General features: G+C 50.1%; 12 protein-coding genes and 1 pseudogene. 9 read left to right on the top strand and 4 right to left on the bottom strand.

The genetic code is table 11. From position 1 onward, the window contains the following. Positions 1 to 94 precede the first annotated feature (94 nt). The 4 genes from J2I46_RS07640 to J2I46_RS07625 form a co-directional block, all read right to left on the bottom strand. Entirely contained in the window at positions 95 to 1,528 is a 1,434-nt protein-coding gene (locus tag J2I46_RS07640) for a TolC family protein (protein WP_207328415.1), read from the bottom strand. Then, entirely contained in the window at positions 1,521 to 4,724 is a 3,204-nt protein-coding gene (locus J2I46_RS07635) for an efflux RND transporter permease subunit (protein WP_207328414.1), read from the bottom strand. The genes J2I46_RS07640 and J2I46_RS07635 overlap by 8 nt, the downstream gene beginning before the upstream one ends. A gap of 25 nt (positions 4,725 to 4,749) precedes the next feature. Further along, positions 4,750 to 5,832 carry an efflux RND transporter periplasmic adaptor subunit gene (locus tag J2I46_RS07630; RefSeq protein WP_207328413.1) on the bottom strand — a complete coding sequence of 361 codons (1,083 nt, stop codon included), beginning with the start codon at positions 5,830 to 5,832 and terminating at the stop codon, positions 4,750 to 4,752. A gap of 127 nt (positions 5,833 to 5,959) precedes the next feature. After that, entirely contained in the window at positions 5,960 to 6,250 is a 291-nt protein-coding gene (locus J2I46_RS07625; protein WP_207328412.1) for a hypothetical protein, read from the bottom strand. 435 nt (positions 6,251 to 6,685) lie between these two features. Here J2I46_RS07625 and J2I46_RS07620 point away from each other — a divergent pair, with 435 nt between their 5' ends. The 9 genes and pseudogenes from J2I46_RS07620 (at position 6,686) to J2I46_RS07580 (ending at position 15,203) form a co-directional block, all read left to right on the top strand. Beyond that, positions 6,686 to 7,228, top strand: a complete 543-nt coding sequence (locus tag J2I46_RS07620; RefSeq protein ID WP_229379649.1) for a Crp/Fnr family transcriptional regulator — start codon at positions 6,686 to 6,688, stop codon at positions 7,226 to 7,228. 267 nt (positions 7,229 to 7,495) lie between these two features. Continuing rightward, positions 7,496 to 8,332 carry a 4,5-DOPA-extradiol-dioxygenase gene (ygiD, locus tag J2I46_RS07615; protein WP_207329137.1) on the top strand — a complete coding sequence of 279 codons (837 nt, stop codon included), beginning with the start codon at positions 7,496 to 7,498 and terminating at the stop codon, positions 8,330 to 8,332. A gap of 132 nt (positions 8,333 to 8,464) precedes the next feature. Continuing rightward, positions 8,465 to 8,845 carry a TolB family protein gene (locus tag J2I46_RS07610; protein WP_207328410.1) on the top strand — a complete coding sequence of 127 codons (381 nt, stop codon included), beginning with the start codon at positions 8,465 to 8,467 and terminating at the stop codon, positions 8,843 to 8,845. Positions 8,846 to 8,869: 24 nt separating this feature from the next. Continuing rightward, entirely contained in the window at positions 8,870 to 10,276 is a 1,407-nt protein-coding gene (locus J2I46_RS07605; RefSeq protein WP_207328409.1) for a Gfo/Idh/MocA family protein, read from the top strand. A gap of 117 nt (positions 10,277 to 10,393) precedes the next feature. Continuing rightward, positions 10,394 to 10,972, top strand: a complete 579-nt coding sequence (locus tag J2I46_RS07600) for a Crp/Fnr family transcriptional regulator (protein WP_207328408.1) — start codon at positions 10,394 to 10,396, stop codon at positions 10,970 to 10,972. Between the two features lie 98 nt (positions 10,973 to 11,070). After that, the gene (locus tag J2I46_RS07595) at positions 11,071 to 11,934 is read left to right on the top strand and encodes an alpha/beta fold hydrolase (protein WP_207328407.1); all 864 of its coding nucleotides are present in this window, start codon (positions 11,071 to 11,073) and stop codon (positions 11,932 to 11,934) included. 6 nt (positions 11,935 to 11,940) lie between these two features. Continuing rightward, positions 11,941 to 12,909 carry a zinc-binding alcohol dehydrogenase family protein gene (locus tag J2I46_RS07590; RefSeq protein ID WP_207328406.1) on the top strand — a complete coding sequence of 323 codons (969 nt, stop codon included), beginning with the start codon at positions 11,941 to 11,943 and terminating at the stop codon, positions 12,907 to 12,909. Between the two features lie 46 nt (positions 12,910 to 12,955). Beyond that, positions 12,956 to 13,405 (top strand): annotated as a pseudogene (locus tag J2I46_RS07585) (helix-turn-helix domain-containing protein); the annotation flags it as partial. Positions 13,406 to 13,565: 160 nt separating this feature from the next. Continuing rightward, positions 13,566 to 15,203 carry a two-component regulator propeller domain-containing protein gene (locus J2I46_RS07580; RefSeq protein ID WP_207328405.1) on the top strand — a complete coding sequence of 546 codons (1,638 nt, stop codon included), beginning with the start codon at positions 13,566 to 13,568 and terminating at the stop codon, positions 15,201 to 15,203. The last annotated feature ends 117 nt before the right edge of the window (positions 15,204 to 15,320 follow it).

The raw sequence follows: 15,320 nt of genomic DNA, 5'->3' as shown, positions 1-15,320 counted from the left end.
GTCGGTTCAGCGACAAAAAACGGGCAGGCCCGGCTTGATCACGCTACTGGTGAGCGATCAAGCCGGGCCTGCCCGTTTTTTATCCACTACTTTTTTACTGCCAGCCGCCGCCCAGAGCCCGGTAAATATTGACCGTGGCCGTCAGCTGCCGCATTTTGGTTTCAACCAGGTCAAAACGTGCATCCAGCGCATCGCGTTGGGTAAACAACACTTCAGTGTATTCAGCCCGGGCCGAGTTGAAGAGCGTGTTCGAGATGTCGATCGACTGTGTTAAGGCCTGCACCTCCCGCGTTTTTACGCTATAGCTCTTTTCCAGATTGCTGATGTTCGAGAGCTGGTTGGCCACCTCGATGTACGCATTCAGGATCGTCCGCTCGTAGTTGAACACCGCCTGAATCTGCCGCGCATTGGCACTGTTGTAGGTAGCGATGATCGCGTTTTTGTTGACCAACGGAGCCGCCAGATCACCCGCCAGCGACATGATCAACGACTCGGGCGTCTTCAGGAAATAAGCCGGGTTAAAGGCCTGATAACCGATGCCCGCCGAAATAGCCAACGATGGGTAAAAACGCGCTTTGGCTACCTGTACATCCAGCTTCGCCGCTGCCAATTCCTGCTCAGCCCGCCGGATATCGGGGCGGTTGGCCAGCAATTGCGACGGAATCCCCACCCGAATACTATCAGGCACCATCGTGTTGAACGCCGCCGAATTCCGGGCAACGGTCTGCGGGTAACGACCAACCAGGAAATTGATCCGGTTCTCGGTTTCTATAATCCGCTGCTGAAGGCCATACTGAAGATTCTGTGTGTTCAGCACCTGCGCTTCAAATCGGCGCACGGCCAGTTCGGTAACCCGGGTCGCTTCTTTCTGCAACCGAACAATGCGCAACGCGTTATTCTGAATCTCGATATTCTGCTGCACGATAGCCAACTGATTATCCAGCGCCAACAACTCGTAATACGACGTAGCGATCTCGGAGATCAGGTTCGTGATCGTGAAATTCCGGCCTTCTACGCTGGCCAGATACCGGTTTATCGCGGCTTTTTTGGCGTTCCGCAGCTTGTGCCAGATATCAACTTCCCAGCTGGCAAACGCCCCCACCATGTAGTTGGGCAGCGGCTCAGGCACTTCTTTACCCGGTCTGATTTCAGAGTTTGCCTCGGCAGCCCCCAACAAGGTATAGCGTCCTACTTTATCAACACCAGCCCCACCGCGTAGCCCCACAAAAGGCATGTATTCACCCTGCCGGGCGCGGATCTCGTTCTGGGTAATCTGAATTTCCTGGGCCGTGATGTTCAGTTCCTGGTTGTTCCGAATGGCGGTATCGATCAGCGCTACCAGGTTTGGGTCGGTGAAAAATGACCGCCACCGACGGTTAACCGTATTAGTCGAGTCCTGCGAGGTACCGAAGCTTACAGGTACGTTCCGGTTCTCTGTTCGGGTGATCAGCGCGGGCGTTTTGCAGGCCGTAAATGCGACTGTCAGGCAGGCAACCCCCAAGCACCTGGTTATGAGTTTTTTAAACATGATTAGGAGTTTCTTCTGTTTCAGGGAAATCGTCTAACTGATGAACCAGGTTTTCGGTCAATGGCTCATTTTCTTCATCCCGGATCATCTTCCGACCATCGGCCAGGCTACCGAATATGTAGTACAGGCCCGGAATGATGATGACCCCGAAAATGGTACCGAACATCATACCGCCCAGGGCCGAGGCACCAATGGTCCGGTTACCGATAGCCCCGGCGCCCGTTGCCGTGATCAGGGGAATCAGACCAGCCACGAACGCGAACGATGTCATCAGGATCGGGCGGAAACGAACCCTGGCCCCTTCGATGGCGGCGTTCAGAATGGTTTCACCCTGCTGGCGTTTCTGCACGGCAAACTCCACGATCAGTACGGCGTTTTTACCCAGCAGACCAACCAGCATGATGAGGCCGATCTGGGCGTAGATGTTGTTCTCCAGGCCCATGAGCTTCAGCAGCAGGAACGAGCCGAACACCCCAACAGGCAGCGAGAACACCACGGCCAAGGGAATGATGAAGCTTTCGTACTGTGCCGCCAATACCATGTATACGAAGGCCAACACGATCAGGAACACGTACAGCGACTCATTACCCCGAATCGATTCATCGTATGACAGCCCTTCGAAGGCAATGTCATACCCTTTCGGCAACGTCTTGGCGGCCACTTCCCGGATAGCCGTAATAGCGTCGGCCGTCGTGAATCCTTTGGCGGGCAAGCCCTGAATGGCGGCTGAATTGTACAGGTTGAACCGGGTAATCTCGTTCGGTCCCTGCCCTTTTTTCAGCTTCATGAAGGCCGAGTAAGGCACCATTTCGCCCGCGTCGTTTTTCACGTACAACTTCAGCAGATCAGAGGGCAGCCGTCTGAAACTTGGGTCAGACTGTACGTATACTTTAAAGAACTGGTTGTACTTAATGAAGCCCTGTTCGTAGGTACTACCGATCATGATGTTCAGGTTATCCATCGCTTTTCCGATAGACACGCCTTTCTGCATGGCCAGGTTATTGTCGATTTCCAGTTCGTACTGCGGATAATTAGCGGCGAAAAACGTAAACAGGCCAGCCAGCTCTTTGCGCTTGCCCAGGTTCTCCATGAACTGCTTGTTTATTTTATCGAACTCGCTGTAATCCGTGTCGGTATTTTTATCGAGCAGACGCATTGAAAAACCGCCCGACGTACCAAATCCGGGGATTGCTGGTGGCTCGAAAAATTCGACTGTCGCGCCGAGGTTTCTTGATTTCTCTTCCAACTCTTCCATGATCTCTTTCACGTTCTTGTCGCGATCAGACCAGGGTTTAAGGTTGATCAGACACGTACCTGCGTTGGAGCCACGACCCTCGGTCATGATCTCGTATCCAGCCAGTGAGGAGATCGATTCGATGCCCGGCACTTCTTCGCAAATCTTCTGAAGCCGACGTGATACCTCGTTCGTTTTTTCGAGCGTTGAACCCGGTGGCGTTTGAATGATCGCGTAGATCGTGCTCTGGTCTTCGTTCGGAATAAAACCGGCTGGTAACACCTTATTCTCGTAGGCAATACCCACGCAGAAACCAATCAGAATCAGGAACGTAACCACGCGGCGGCTGGCAATTAATCGGAGCAGGCTCACGTACCGACCAGTGAGTTTATCGAAGCCCCGGTTGAAACTGTCGAGCGCTTTGGTCAGCAGGTTTTTCTTCTGCACATGGCCATGATGGTTTTTCAACAACATGGCGCATAACACCGGTGTCAGTGTTAAGGCGATCAGGGCCGAAATCACGATGGAGCTGGCCATGGTGATCGAGAACTGGCGGTAGAACGTACCTACGGGACCCGTCATGAACGAGATCGGCAGGAACACCGACACCATCACCAGCGTAATGGCGATAATGGCACCGCTGATCTCACTAAGTACCTGCTTGACCGCCCCAAAAGGCGTCAGATACGGCTTCTCCTCCATCTTGGCATGTACCGCTTCCACCACCACGATGGCATCATCGACCACAATACCGATGGCCAGTACCAAAGCAAAGAGCGTAATCAGGTTGATGGATAGCCCGAACGCCTGTATGACAAAGAAGGCCCCGACCAGCGACACCGGCACCGCCAGAATCGGAATCAGCGTAGACCGCCAGTCGCCCAGGAAGATAAATACGACTAAGGCTACCAGCAGGAACGCATCGCGCAGGGTGTCGATTACTTGCTCGATAGACGCATCCAGGAAGTTGGATACGTCGTAGCTTATTTTATAGTCTACGCCTGGAGGGAACGACGTTTTCATCACCTCCAGTTTCTTCTTCACTTCCTCAATTACGTCACTGGCGTTACTTCCGTAGTTCTGCCGTAACACGATAGCCGCCGACGCGTGACCGTCCAGATTGGAGTAGATATCGAAGAATTCACTACCCAGTTCAACGCGGGCAATATCCCGCAGGTGAATGCTTTCCCCTTCCGAGTTGGCCCGGACAATGATGCTTTCGTACTCTTCCGGCTTGTTGTACCGCCCTTTATAGGTCAGCACGTATTCCAGCGACTGAGCCGCAATACCCGAACTTTGCCCAATCCGGCCGGGGCGCCCAATGATGCTTTGCTCGCCAATGGCCTTCATCACCTCCTCAGTCGAGACGTTATAGGCCCGCATGCGCTCGGGATTCAGCCAAACGCGCATGGCGTACCGGCGGCTACCCAGAATCTGCGCCCGTGCTACCCCTTTGGTCCGCTGAATTTCAGGGATCATTTTCACGGTAGCGTAGTTGAACAGGAATTTCTCGTCAATGCTCTTATCCTTCGAATAGAGATTGACGTACATCAGCATACTGGGCTGAATGGGCGTGATGATAACGCCTTCGCGCTGTACCAGTTCGGGCAGCAGCGGCATCACCTGGTCAACCCGCGTTTTCACCCGGATAACGGCATCGTTCGGGTCAGTGCCGGGCTCGAAAATGATACGCAGAGTTGCCTCACCCGCACTGGTTGCATCGGTAGCGATGTAGCGCATGTCCTGCACCCCATTGATAGCCTGTTCCAGGGTAATCAACGTCGATTTTACCAACACGTCGGCGCTGGAACCAGGATACGCAATAAATATATTGACGGTTGTCGGGGCAATATCAGGGAACTGCGAAATAGGCAATTTCTTGATAGCCAGTACACCAATAAACACGATCATGACCGAGATCACAATCGCGAATACAGGCCTGCGTATGAATTTACTAAACATGTCTTCTGGTTTTTAGACTCGTTGATTACTCGGCATACAGGCTCAAATTGGAAACAACCGCTTCGGGCTTCTCGAACTTGGGGTGTATTTTTTCGTTTTCTTTTACCTGACGCAAGCCTTCCAGAAGGATTCTGTCTTCTTTTTTCAGACCGGAGCGGACAATGAAAATGTGCGGCAACTCAGCGGCTACCTCAATTTCTCTTGACCGGATCACGTTGTTTTTATCCACCACATAGACATACTTTTTTTCCAGCACTTCATAGGTGGCTTTCTGCGGAATAATCATGGCATTTTTGAACGGCAGCGTCATCTGCACATTACCCGTCTCGCCATGCCGCAACACCCCTTTCGGGTTCGGGAACGTGGCCCGAAACTCGATGTTACCGGTCGTATTGTTGAAGTCCGCTTCGATGGTTTCAACCTTGCCCAGGTAAGGGAACATCTGGTTGTTGGCCAGCATCAGATGCACATTAGACAGGTTACCCGACGCCGCCTGGCTTTTCAGATCCAGATATTCGGCTTCAGGTACGTTGAAATAAACCCACATCTTGCTGTTGTCAGACAGGGTCGTCAGGAGATCACCCTCGTCAACCATACTGCCCAGACGTACCTGGAAGTGGTCCATGATACCCGAAAAAGGTGCCCGGATTTTGGTGAATCCCAGATGCGTTTGCGCCAGCGACACCTCCGCTTTGGCCTTGTCTAGCTTGGCATTGGCCATCGACAGTTCGTTGGGTGCCACAATCTTGTTATCGGCCAGTTTCTTGGTGTTCTGGTACTCGATATTCGCGAAGCTCGCTTCGGCCTCGGCCTTTTGCAGTTCAGCCTCATACAGCTTGGGCATGATCTGGAACATCATCTGCCCCTGGCTCACCGACTGGCCTTCGTCTACGTAGATATTCTGGATGTAACCCCGTTGCTGCGCCCGCATTTCGATGTGGCGGTAGGCCCGAATCTGCGACACATAATCTTTCGTGATTGTTGTGTCTTTTACCAAAGGAGTAGTCACCAGATAGTTGACCTCTTCTTCTTTCTTTTCTTCCTCTTTTGCGCAGCTTGTGAGGAAAACTAAGGCACACAAGCCCAGGAGCACATGAATTCTTTTCATACAGCTGTTATGGTAATAGGTGGGCACCAGCCACGGTAGTTGTTCCTGCTGGAACCGGTTAGCTGTCAGTTCGGCAACAACCCGTTGAGCGGTGCCTTAGCTGACTGGTGCGGTGAATTGGGATAGTTTAATTGGGGGATGTACGCCGCAGGGTGATCGCTTTCCCCGGCGGGGCATTGGGCGCATGCTCTAACTGGCGAATGAGGCTATCTTTCTGCTGATTGGCCCGTTGACAATCAACAAGCTGCTGCTGCCAGGCAACGTACCCAACCGGGAAAGCCAGCCCGCCAAGTTCGTTTTCTTTACTGCTGCGCTGTAGACTTTGCTCATGCAGCAACACGCCATTGAAGGCCAGAGACAGGGTGAGTGCCAGTCCAAAGCCATATAGTAAAACCGAAGGAAAGTGTCGGCGTTGCATGTTTGTATCACTATTGAGTGATACAAAAGAGGCGCTCAGGTATTATAACCGCGTGAAAAGGAAATTAGAAAACATTAGAAAAGTGTAAGACCAACAGCCTATACAGGGTTCAACGAATGCATTCACTTGAAATAGTTATATTTTATACGGTATAGAGCCAAAATACGTCACCCGTGGGTATTCATTCACGCAGCCAATTCAATCAGCACTACCTCTTCAGGTTAATGATTGCTGACTCACGCACGATCAGTTCACAAACAGATACCAAAGGCCCGGCGTGGTTCATCCAAACCAGCAAATTAGCTGCCCGGGCACCAGACGCAGGCCATCAAACAGCGCACGGCAAATCGGTAAAATCTGCCGGTTACCGGTTATTTTACCGGCCAGTTTGCACCCACCATGTACGATAATTACTTCAGGCAACTTACCGCAAAAATGCCGCTCACAGACGACGAGCGTGCCCTTATTCAGAGCTTTCTGTCGGTAAAGAAAATACGCAGAAAGCAGTACCTGTTGCAGGAGGGAGACGTGTGTAAAGTTGTTGCGTTTGTTGAAAAGGGGGCGTTGCGCTCCTATACCGTTGATAATGAAGGCAAAGAACACGTTCTGCAGTTTGCGTTGGAAGGCTGGTTCATCTCCGATCTATACAGCTTTCTGACCGGCGAAGTGTCTGTTTATACCATCGAAGCCATTGACGATTCGGAACTGGTGCTTATCAACCAGCCAGCACATGAAGAATTGTTAAAACGATCGCCCAGCTACCAGGCCTACATGCTACAGCTTATTACGGGCGCCTACATTGCCTTGCAGAGACGGGTAACATCAACCATCAGCCTATCGCCGGAAGAGCGGTATCGAGACCTTGTTGCGTTATATCCCAACATTGTTCAGCGGGTTCCGCAACACATGATCGCTTCCTACCTCGGCCTCACGCCCGAAACCCTTAGTCGGATCCGCCGACGACTGGCTGATGAATAATCGGTCGTACTTGTTGCCAACAGGCTATTGATCTGAATCAATGACTTTTCTTGATTCAGATCAATGGAAAGCTGCATCACTGACTGGTAATTTTGCGGCAACCCATGCAATAACCAACTGAAAAGCAGATACATATCAGTTTAATTATACGGACAGGTACGTTCCGCAGCATCAGCCGTACCGATTCGTATAAAAATCTACCTTATGAACATGACTGACCTCGAACGACGTCGGTTCGTGCGGTTACTCCTAACAGGCACAACAGCAATGACAACTTTATCCGCTTTCAAAACTTTCACCGACAGCTTACCGGGGCAAGACCAACTAATGCCTGTGCTGTTTGTCGGACACGGATCTCCCATGAACGGTATCGAGGATACCGAGTTCAGCCGCAGATGGACCAAACTGGCAAGTGAAATTCCCGTTCCAACCGCCGTGCTGGTTGTTTCGGCGCACTGGTTTACGCGGGGAACCCGCATAACGGCGATGGACTTTCCGAAGACCATTCATGACTTCGGCGGCTTCCCCCAGGCCCTCTTCGACGTGCAGTACCCCGCCCCCGGTCAGCCCGCGCTGGCCCTGGAAACGACCAAGCTGATTCAGTCGGCGCAGGTTGAATTAGATCACGACTGGGGACTTGACCACGGCACCTGGACCATCGTGCGGCACATGTACCCGAAAGCGAACATACCGGTACTGCAACTCAGTATCGATTACAGCAAAGGCCCGCAATACCATTATGAGCTGGCCCGCGAACTATATGCACTCCGGAAAAAAGGCGTGCTTATCATAGGGAGCGGCAATATGGTACATAACCTGCGCATGGTAGCCTGGGACCGCCTGAAAGACCCTTCGTATGGCTACGACTGGGCTGTTGGTATGAACGACACCTTCAAATCGCTGATCGAATCGGGTGATCACAAGCCTCTGATCAATTACAGCACGCTGGGGAAAGAAGCCCTGCTTGCCATTCCAACACCGGAACATTACCTGCCGCTGATGTATACGCTGGGCTTGCAGGGGCCAAAAGATAAGGTGTCTTTTTTCAACGATAAGGCCGTGGGCGGTTCACTGACCATGACCTCGGTTAAGCTGGCGGCGTAAATACAGCCAGGTCAATTCACTGCCCGCCACCCTATCATTTACTACACGCCGGTATCAAAAAACGGGGCTTCACCTATAGTGAGCCCCGTTTTTTCGTGAGGAAGTTTCGGGCCTGGACTAGTTTTCAAACCTGTGCAGACACATTCAGATCCAGCATTCGCCGGAGGGCTGGCTGACGGCCCCGATCAGTCGCCCGACGGGAAACACGTTTATTTCAATTTGTACCATACCATCCCTATGCAGATCTGGCGCATGCCGGCCGATGGACAGTTGACGTTCGACGACAAATCGAACTGGTTTGCGCACCTCTCGCCCGATACTACCTGGATTGCTCACATTGCCTACGCATCCGATGCAAGCAGGCCCATCTGCTTGGCAAAAACGATGCATCTCAACATAAGAACCATCACAAACCTCTCCCCTGATTTCTGTATTGACCAGGGCACAATCAACGTAGTGTTCCGGAGCCCCGTCAGCCAGAAAATTGCTTTTGGAAGCTACTTGGTTAAATAGCTTCCAACCTTTCCTTATACGCTTATGAAAAAAGATATCGCAGCTTCCAGAAGGCAATTTTTGCAGCAAATTGGCGCAACCAGTCTGGTGGCAGCGTCGGCACCGTTATCGTCGCTGGCTGCTCAGGAGAAGGCTGAAGAACGCATCCTGCGGTATGAGCGGCCGGTATCGGCCAATGATACCATTCGGTTAGGGGTAATCGGCTACGGTGTTCAGGGCCATTTTGACCTGGCAACAGCGCTCAAAGTGCCGGGCGTTGAGCTGGCAGGCATCTGCGATTTATATACAGGCCGGTTAGATAACGCCAAAGAAAAATTCGGCAATGAACTGTACATCACTCGTAATTATAAAGAACTTTTGGCCCGCAAAGACATTGATGCCGTAATCATTGCCACGCATGATGTCTGGCACGCACGCATCGCCCTCGATGCGCTGGCTGCCGGTAAGCACGTATACTGCGAAAAGCCGATGGTCTACAAAATCAGCCAGGGCTATCCGGTCATTGCAGCGGCTAAAGCGTCGGGGAAGGTATTTCAGGTAGGTAGCCAACGGGTCAGCAGCCTGGGTTATGCTAAAGCAAAGGAATTGCTGGCAGCAGGCGAGATCGGCAAACTCAACATGGTGAACGCCGTGTATGACCGGCAAAGCTCTATTGGTGCCTGGGAATACACCATTCCTAAAGATGCTGATGCCATGACTACCGACTGGGACCGGTTCATTGCCGTTACAGGAAAGCAAATACCCTATGATGGCAAGAAGTTTTTCTGGTGGCGGGCCTTCAAGGAAGTGGGCACGGGCGTAGCGGGCGACTTGTTTATTCATCTGCTGAGCGGCACCCATTTTATCACTAATTCGAAAGGCCCCAAAAGTATTTACAGCACCGGTCAGTTTAGTTACTGGAAAGACGGCCGCAACCTGCCGGATGTAATGTCGGGCGTAATGCAGTATCCCGATAGCCCGGAACACGCTGCCTTTCAGCTGACCCTACAGGTGAATTTCATCAGTGGAACGGGTGGGCAGGAAGTCATCAGGCTGGTTGGTTCGGAAGGGGTGATCGATGTCATTGGCAACAACATCAGCGTCAGGCACAGTTTAATGCCCGAAGCGCCCGGCTTTGGCGGATACGATTCGCTGTTTACGTTTTCTCAACGTATACAGGACGAAATGAAGCAGGAGTACGATGCTAAATGGACAGCAGACCAGCGAAAAAGGCCCGTCAAAGCTGATATCGTTTACAAAGCCCCCGAGGGTTACAGCGACCATTTGGATCATATTACGAACTTCTTTGACGCTGTTAGAACGGGTAAAGTCGTTGTGGAAGATGCCGCGTTTGGCTTTCGGGCAGCCGCACCGGCCCTATCGTGTAACGATAGCTTTTTAAGCAAAAAAATCGTGCATTGGGACCCCGCTTCTATGAAATTGGTGGTGTAAGCTGGCCACCTCTTCATCCGATACGGAAAAGCCCTTTCTGCTAAACTGGACTTGTTAGCTTTGTAACAGAGATACATCTGCTTTGGCAGAAAGGATTTCCACGTATAATAGTAACCAATGTCTCTACAGCCGCTGATCGATCATTTCGATCGTTTCATTCCACTTGAGGCAGGTGAAAAACTGCTTCTCGACGGCCGAGTCAGCCAGCGATCCATAAAGCGTAGGCAGGCTATTTTGCAGGAGGGTTTCCCCTGTAAACACTATTCGTTTGTGGTGGCTGGCTGCTTCCGTATGTACGCCATTGACCAGAGCGGAGTAGAACATACTATTCTATTTGCTACTGAAAACGAGTGGATTGCTGACATTGGCAGTTTTCATTCCGGCCAGCCCAGTAAGCTGTTTGTCGAAGCCGTTGAGCCATCTGTAATCCTGCAGATTGAACAGAAGGACCTGTATTTCCTCTACCTGAACGTACCTAAGCTCGACCGTATTTTTAAGGTCATCGTTGAGAATAAGTACGTAGAACTCCAAAATCGATTACTGCAGACGATTAGTTCAACCGCGCAGGAGCGGTATCTGGCGTTTTTAGACGCATATCCTAACCTGGCCTCGCGCCTACCCAATACGCAGATCGCCTCCTATTTGGGCATTACCCCTGAGTTTCTCAGCAAAATTCGCAAAACCATTGCTTCCTGAGTGTTCAGATCTTAAACCAGTTTAAGTCTATTTCTTAATCTAGGTTATTCCTGGGGGTTATGTGAAGAGCGACTTTTGCCGTTGTAAACTACATAGTCATGCCTCTGCGGTTTCTCTTCATCGTATGGATTAGTACGTCAACGGCTTTGGGGCAGCGATTGGCCTCAATGCGTCACTTTGCACAAACAACACCGTCCCCTTCAGAGGCCATCCCCTACGGAAATAATCCTAAGACAGGGCATTATACCGAAGCAGGTGATGCCCGGATTTATTACGAAATATACGGCAAAGGCAAGCCATTTGTCGTGCTGCACGGTGGTGTCTATGGCTCTACGTATGAGATGGCCACTTTTATTGACAGCCTCTCTAAATCCTACCAGGTCATAGCGATCTCCACCAGAGGGCATGGAAAGTCGGAGATCGGTTTCACTCCGATAACGTATGAGCAAAAGGCCAATGACGTATATGCGGTCATTCAGGCCGTCACTACCGACAGTGTACTGGTATTAGGCTTTAGCGATGGGGCGTACACGGGCTACAAACTGACCAGCATGTATCCGGAACGGGTTCGAAAACTGGTTGCTATTGGCGCCGGAGAGCAAGTACCGGGTCTTCGTAAAGTAATTTTAAATACTCAAACAGCCTTTGAGCTAGACAGTATGTATTGGAGACAGCAACTGACGTTAATGCCGGAGCCCGGCCGGCTGCAGGAATACTGGACCAAACTCGCCGATTTTTATAACACCATGACCGCCAGTAAGGCATTATTTACCAGCATCCGTTGCCCAGTACTGGTGCTGTCGGGCGAACGGGATCAAAATGCTCCTTTGGCCACGGTGATAGCAGCCTATCAGATGATTCCGAACAACCAGCTTAGCATTATACCCAACGCGCCGCATCCGGTTTTCTTACTTAATTTTCCGGCAGTCTGGGCCAGTGTTCTCCCTTTCCTAAACCAGTAAGTCACGATGAAAGCTGCCGTTCTTTACCGTGCTGGTTCAGCCGACGAGCTTATTCTTGAGGAGCGGGCCGTACCCGTTCCGGCCAAAGGGCAGGTGTTGGTCAGGGTGAAAGCTTTTGGTCTGAATCGGTCTGAATTGATGACCAGAAAAGGGTTGTCGCCAAACGTTCAACTCCCGCGTATACTGGGCATTGAGTGCGTAGGCGAGGTAGAAAATGATCCCTCTGGCCAATACGCTAAAGGCCAGAGGGTAATGGCTATGATGGGAGGTATGGGCCGCGACTATGACGGGAGTTATGCCGAGTACACGGTTTTACCCAACTATTTATTGCATCCGTTTCAGAGTACATTACCCTGGAACCTGTTGGGAGCCATTCCGGAAATGTTCCAGACGGTTCATGGTTCGCTACACCTGGCTCTAGACATTCAACCTGGCGAAACATTGCTCATTCGCGGGGGTACGTCGTCGGTGGGGATGCTGGCAACCCAACTGGCTAACAATGCAGGACTGACGGTAATTGCCACTACCCGGAACGCGCAGAAAGAAATGGCCTTGTTCAACAACGGTGCTTCGCAGGTACTCATTGACGATGGGCATCTGGCTAACAAGGTCCGGGCCGTTTTTCCTGAAGGCATCGATAAAGTACTAGACCTGGTAGGTACGTCTACCCTAAACGATTCGCTGCACTGTATCAAACCAGGCGGAACAGGCTGCATGACGGGTATGCTGGCTGAAAGTTGGTCGATTACCGATTTTGCCCCGATGGAGTACATTCCGGCCACTGTACGTCTGACAGTTTACGACTCGGGCCAGATCACCAGCCCGACAGCAGTTTTCCGGAAATTCCTTCACGAGGTAGAAGCGGAACAGGTAAAACTTCCGGTAAGTCAACTCTTTCGCCTTGAACAGATTGTGGAGGCCCACCGGTTCATGGAGCAAAATGAAGGAGTCGGCAAGATTGTCGTTTTGACTTAATCAATTATGAATCCATTACCCCATATGCTAATTCACTCCATGACACGCCATCGATAAGCATAACAATCGACTGATTGTCAATAGTATAGAACTATTCCTGAACTATTGTGTCCGCTTCTACGACCGCCAGTTCATCACCCGGAATCATGTGCATCAGGGTATTTTGGAACGGTTCGAGAATCTGTTAAACGCGTATTTCCAGACCGACAAACCGCAGATGATTGGCCTGCCTTCGGTAGCGTATTGTGCGGGCGAATTGAATTGGTCGGCCAACTATGTTGGCGACCTGATCAAGAAGGAAACCGGCAAAACGGCGCAGGAATACATCCAGGCGAAGGTGATCGATGTGGCCAAAGAACGCATTTACGATCGTGACAAATCGGTCAGTCAGATTGCCTATGATTTAGGCTTTAAATACCCTCAGCATTTTAACCGGCTGTTCAAACAGCGGGTCGGTCAATCGCCCAACGAGTATCGGATGCTACATGAGAATTAATGGCCTGTAATAAGATCAACGACTTAGGGGCAAAAATCCATAGCGGTCTGTAAAAGCAACTTTTACGTATCGTTAACATTCTTTTACTGGCCAGGCAACGCGTCTCAACATTAAGACTGGTAGGTTTGCTGACATTCATTAGTATCAAAAAGGCAAAATAATGAACTCCTTCCGCGTGTATGCTTTGCTCTCACTGTTTGTTTTTCTCGCTTCCTGCAGAGAAAAACAAACAGACGTATCAGAAGACAACATCAAGTCTGAAATCAAAGACATAGGGCCGAACATAATGGCTCGTAATATAAAAAAAGGTAGGGATGGCACCATTTTGATTGCTGGCCCGAACAACGCATCATTTGGTGATGTTTTTCAGTACGATGGAAAATCGTTCACTAATCTGACAAGTGAACTAGGTTCACACAGATTCTGGGATGTCCTGGAAGACCGGCGGGGAAGTCGTTGGTTCGCGTCTACTGATTCAGGCGTTTATTACTCCAACGGAAAATCCGTTAAACAATTCACTACTGCGGAGGGTCTTGCCGATAATCGAGTTACATCTGTTTACGAAGACAAAGCCGGTATTCTTTGGTTTGGCACCGGAAGTGGATTAAGCCGTTACGACGGAAAATCGTTTCAAAATTTTACATCTCCGAACGCTCCACTTTTTTATAAAGACAGAAATTTAAATAATGATATCAATACAATTATTGAAGATAAAACAGGAAAATTATGGGTTGGCACAAGGGGCGATGCCTTTGTTTATGATGGGAAAAAATTCACTACGTTAATTCATAACGGCGAACCCTTTCTAAACGTTTTGGCTATACTGGAAGATAGAAAAGGCAACATGTGGCTCAGCGGTAACAATGGCTTTAAAGTAGCACAGACCGGGGGCCTTTGGCGCTATGATGGCAGTACCTTTACTAAGGTATCGAAGAGGGGCGCTACTGCTATAATCCAGGACAAAAAAGGAAACATCTGGACTACGGGTCCGGTAAATCCTGCTAATTCGACAGTTCAGGCAATTTCTCGTTATGAGGCAAATTCCCTGGATAGCAACGAGCCTATTGTAACCGAAATCAGGTCAGGAAAGGCTTTCTTCGGGATTGCGGAAGCTAACGACGGAAGTATTTGGTTTGGCGATGCAACCGGCGTGTATCGCTATGATGGAAAGACCATCACGGACTTTTATAATAAAAAGGGCCAGAAAAAATATAGCATAGATACGAAGCAAAGTGCTATAGTATGGAAAGGGTCTATGCTACTTGGTGGATGGCAAGGCCCTACGTTCCTTGGTGATGGCACCCGTACAGGAGACGTGGATTTATTGAAAGGAGACTTGTTGATCGAAAACCGTCAGCTAGTGGGCGGCGGCGCTGAAATCGACATGAATACAATTGAACAAAAACTTGATACTACTGAACGTTTATACAATAAATTTCCACCTTTTTTTGATGTTAAAAAATTCCCAGTTTCGACATTCGTCATTACGAAGATCGAAACTGGGAATGATGAAAACACAAAGGTTCCAGCAGATGGAAGTATACGGGTTACAACTGAAGGAAATATAAAAATTACAGGAAATCTGACTATTGAAGGTATCACGAAGGCTGTTACTTTTCCAGCCAAACTGCATTTTAAGGACGGAATGGATGGGACCGTCGAGCTGAATGGTATGCTGTCTATTGATCGAACCGATTGGGGGATCGATTCCGGATCAGAAAAGTCCTTTTTTAAGTCTGGCGATGGGACTATTTCGAACGATATTAAACTTTTTATAAAAATCGTCGCAAAAAAATAACTAGTCAGTGCTGATTAAAATTTTCAATGAATAGAATCGGAACGGTGGGTGGTCTACTACATGCAAAAATCCGGGACCAATCAGATTGATCCCGGATTTTTGCATGTGGTTAAGTAA

Origin of the sequence: Fibrella forsythiae, assembly GCF_017353175.1 — a bacterium.
In the GTDB taxonomy this organism is placed as follows: domain Bacteria; phylum Bacteroidota; class Bacteroidia; order Cytophagales; family Spirosomataceae; genus Fibrella; species Fibrella forsythiae.
The sequence above is the reverse complement of the archived record's forward strand: the minus strand, read 5'-3'. Positions and strand labels throughout refer to the sequence as shown.

Coding starts and splice junctions, on each gene's coding strand:
- J2I46_RS07640 (WP_207328415.1), bottom strand. CDS start 1,528: ATGTTTAAAAAACTCATAACCAGGTGCTTGGGGGTTGCCTGCCTGACA.
- J2I46_RS07635 (WP_207328414.1), bottom strand. CDS start 4,724: ATGTTTAGTAAATTCATACGCAGGCCTGTATTCGCGATTGTGATCTCG.
- J2I46_RS07630 (WP_207328413.1), bottom strand. CDS start 5,832: ATGAAAAGAATTCATGTGCTCCTGGGCTTGTGTGCCTTAGTTTTCCTC.
- J2I46_RS07625 (WP_207328412.1), bottom strand. CDS start 6,250: ATGCAACGCCGACACTTTCCTTCGGTTTTACTATATGGCTTTGGACTG.
- J2I46_RS07620 (WP_229379649.1), top strand. CDS start 6,686: ATGCCGCTCACAGACGACGAGCGTGCCCTTATTCAGAGCTTTCTGTCG.
- ygiD (WP_207329137.1), top strand. CDS start 7,496: ATGACAACTTTATCCGCTTTCAAAACTTTCACCGACAGCTTACCGGGG.
- J2I46_RS07605 (WP_207328409.1), top strand. CDS start 8,870: ATGAAAAAAGATATCGCAGCTTCCAGAAGGCAATTTTTGCAGCAAATT.
- J2I46_RS07600 (WP_207328408.1), top strand. CDS start 10,394: ATGTCTCTACAGCCGCTGATCGATCATTTCGATCGTTTCATTCCACTT.
- J2I46_RS07595 (WP_207328407.1), top strand. CDS start 11,071: ATGCCTCTGCGGTTTCTCTTCATCGTATGGATTAGTACGTCAACGGCT.
- J2I46_RS07590 (WP_207328406.1), top strand. CDS start 11,941: ATGAAAGCTGCCGTTCTTTACCGTGCTGGTTCAGCCGACGAGCTTATT.
- J2I46_RS07580 (WP_207328405.1), top strand. CDS start 13,566: ATGAACTCCTTCCGCGTGTATGCTTTGCTCTCACTGTTTGTTTTTCTC.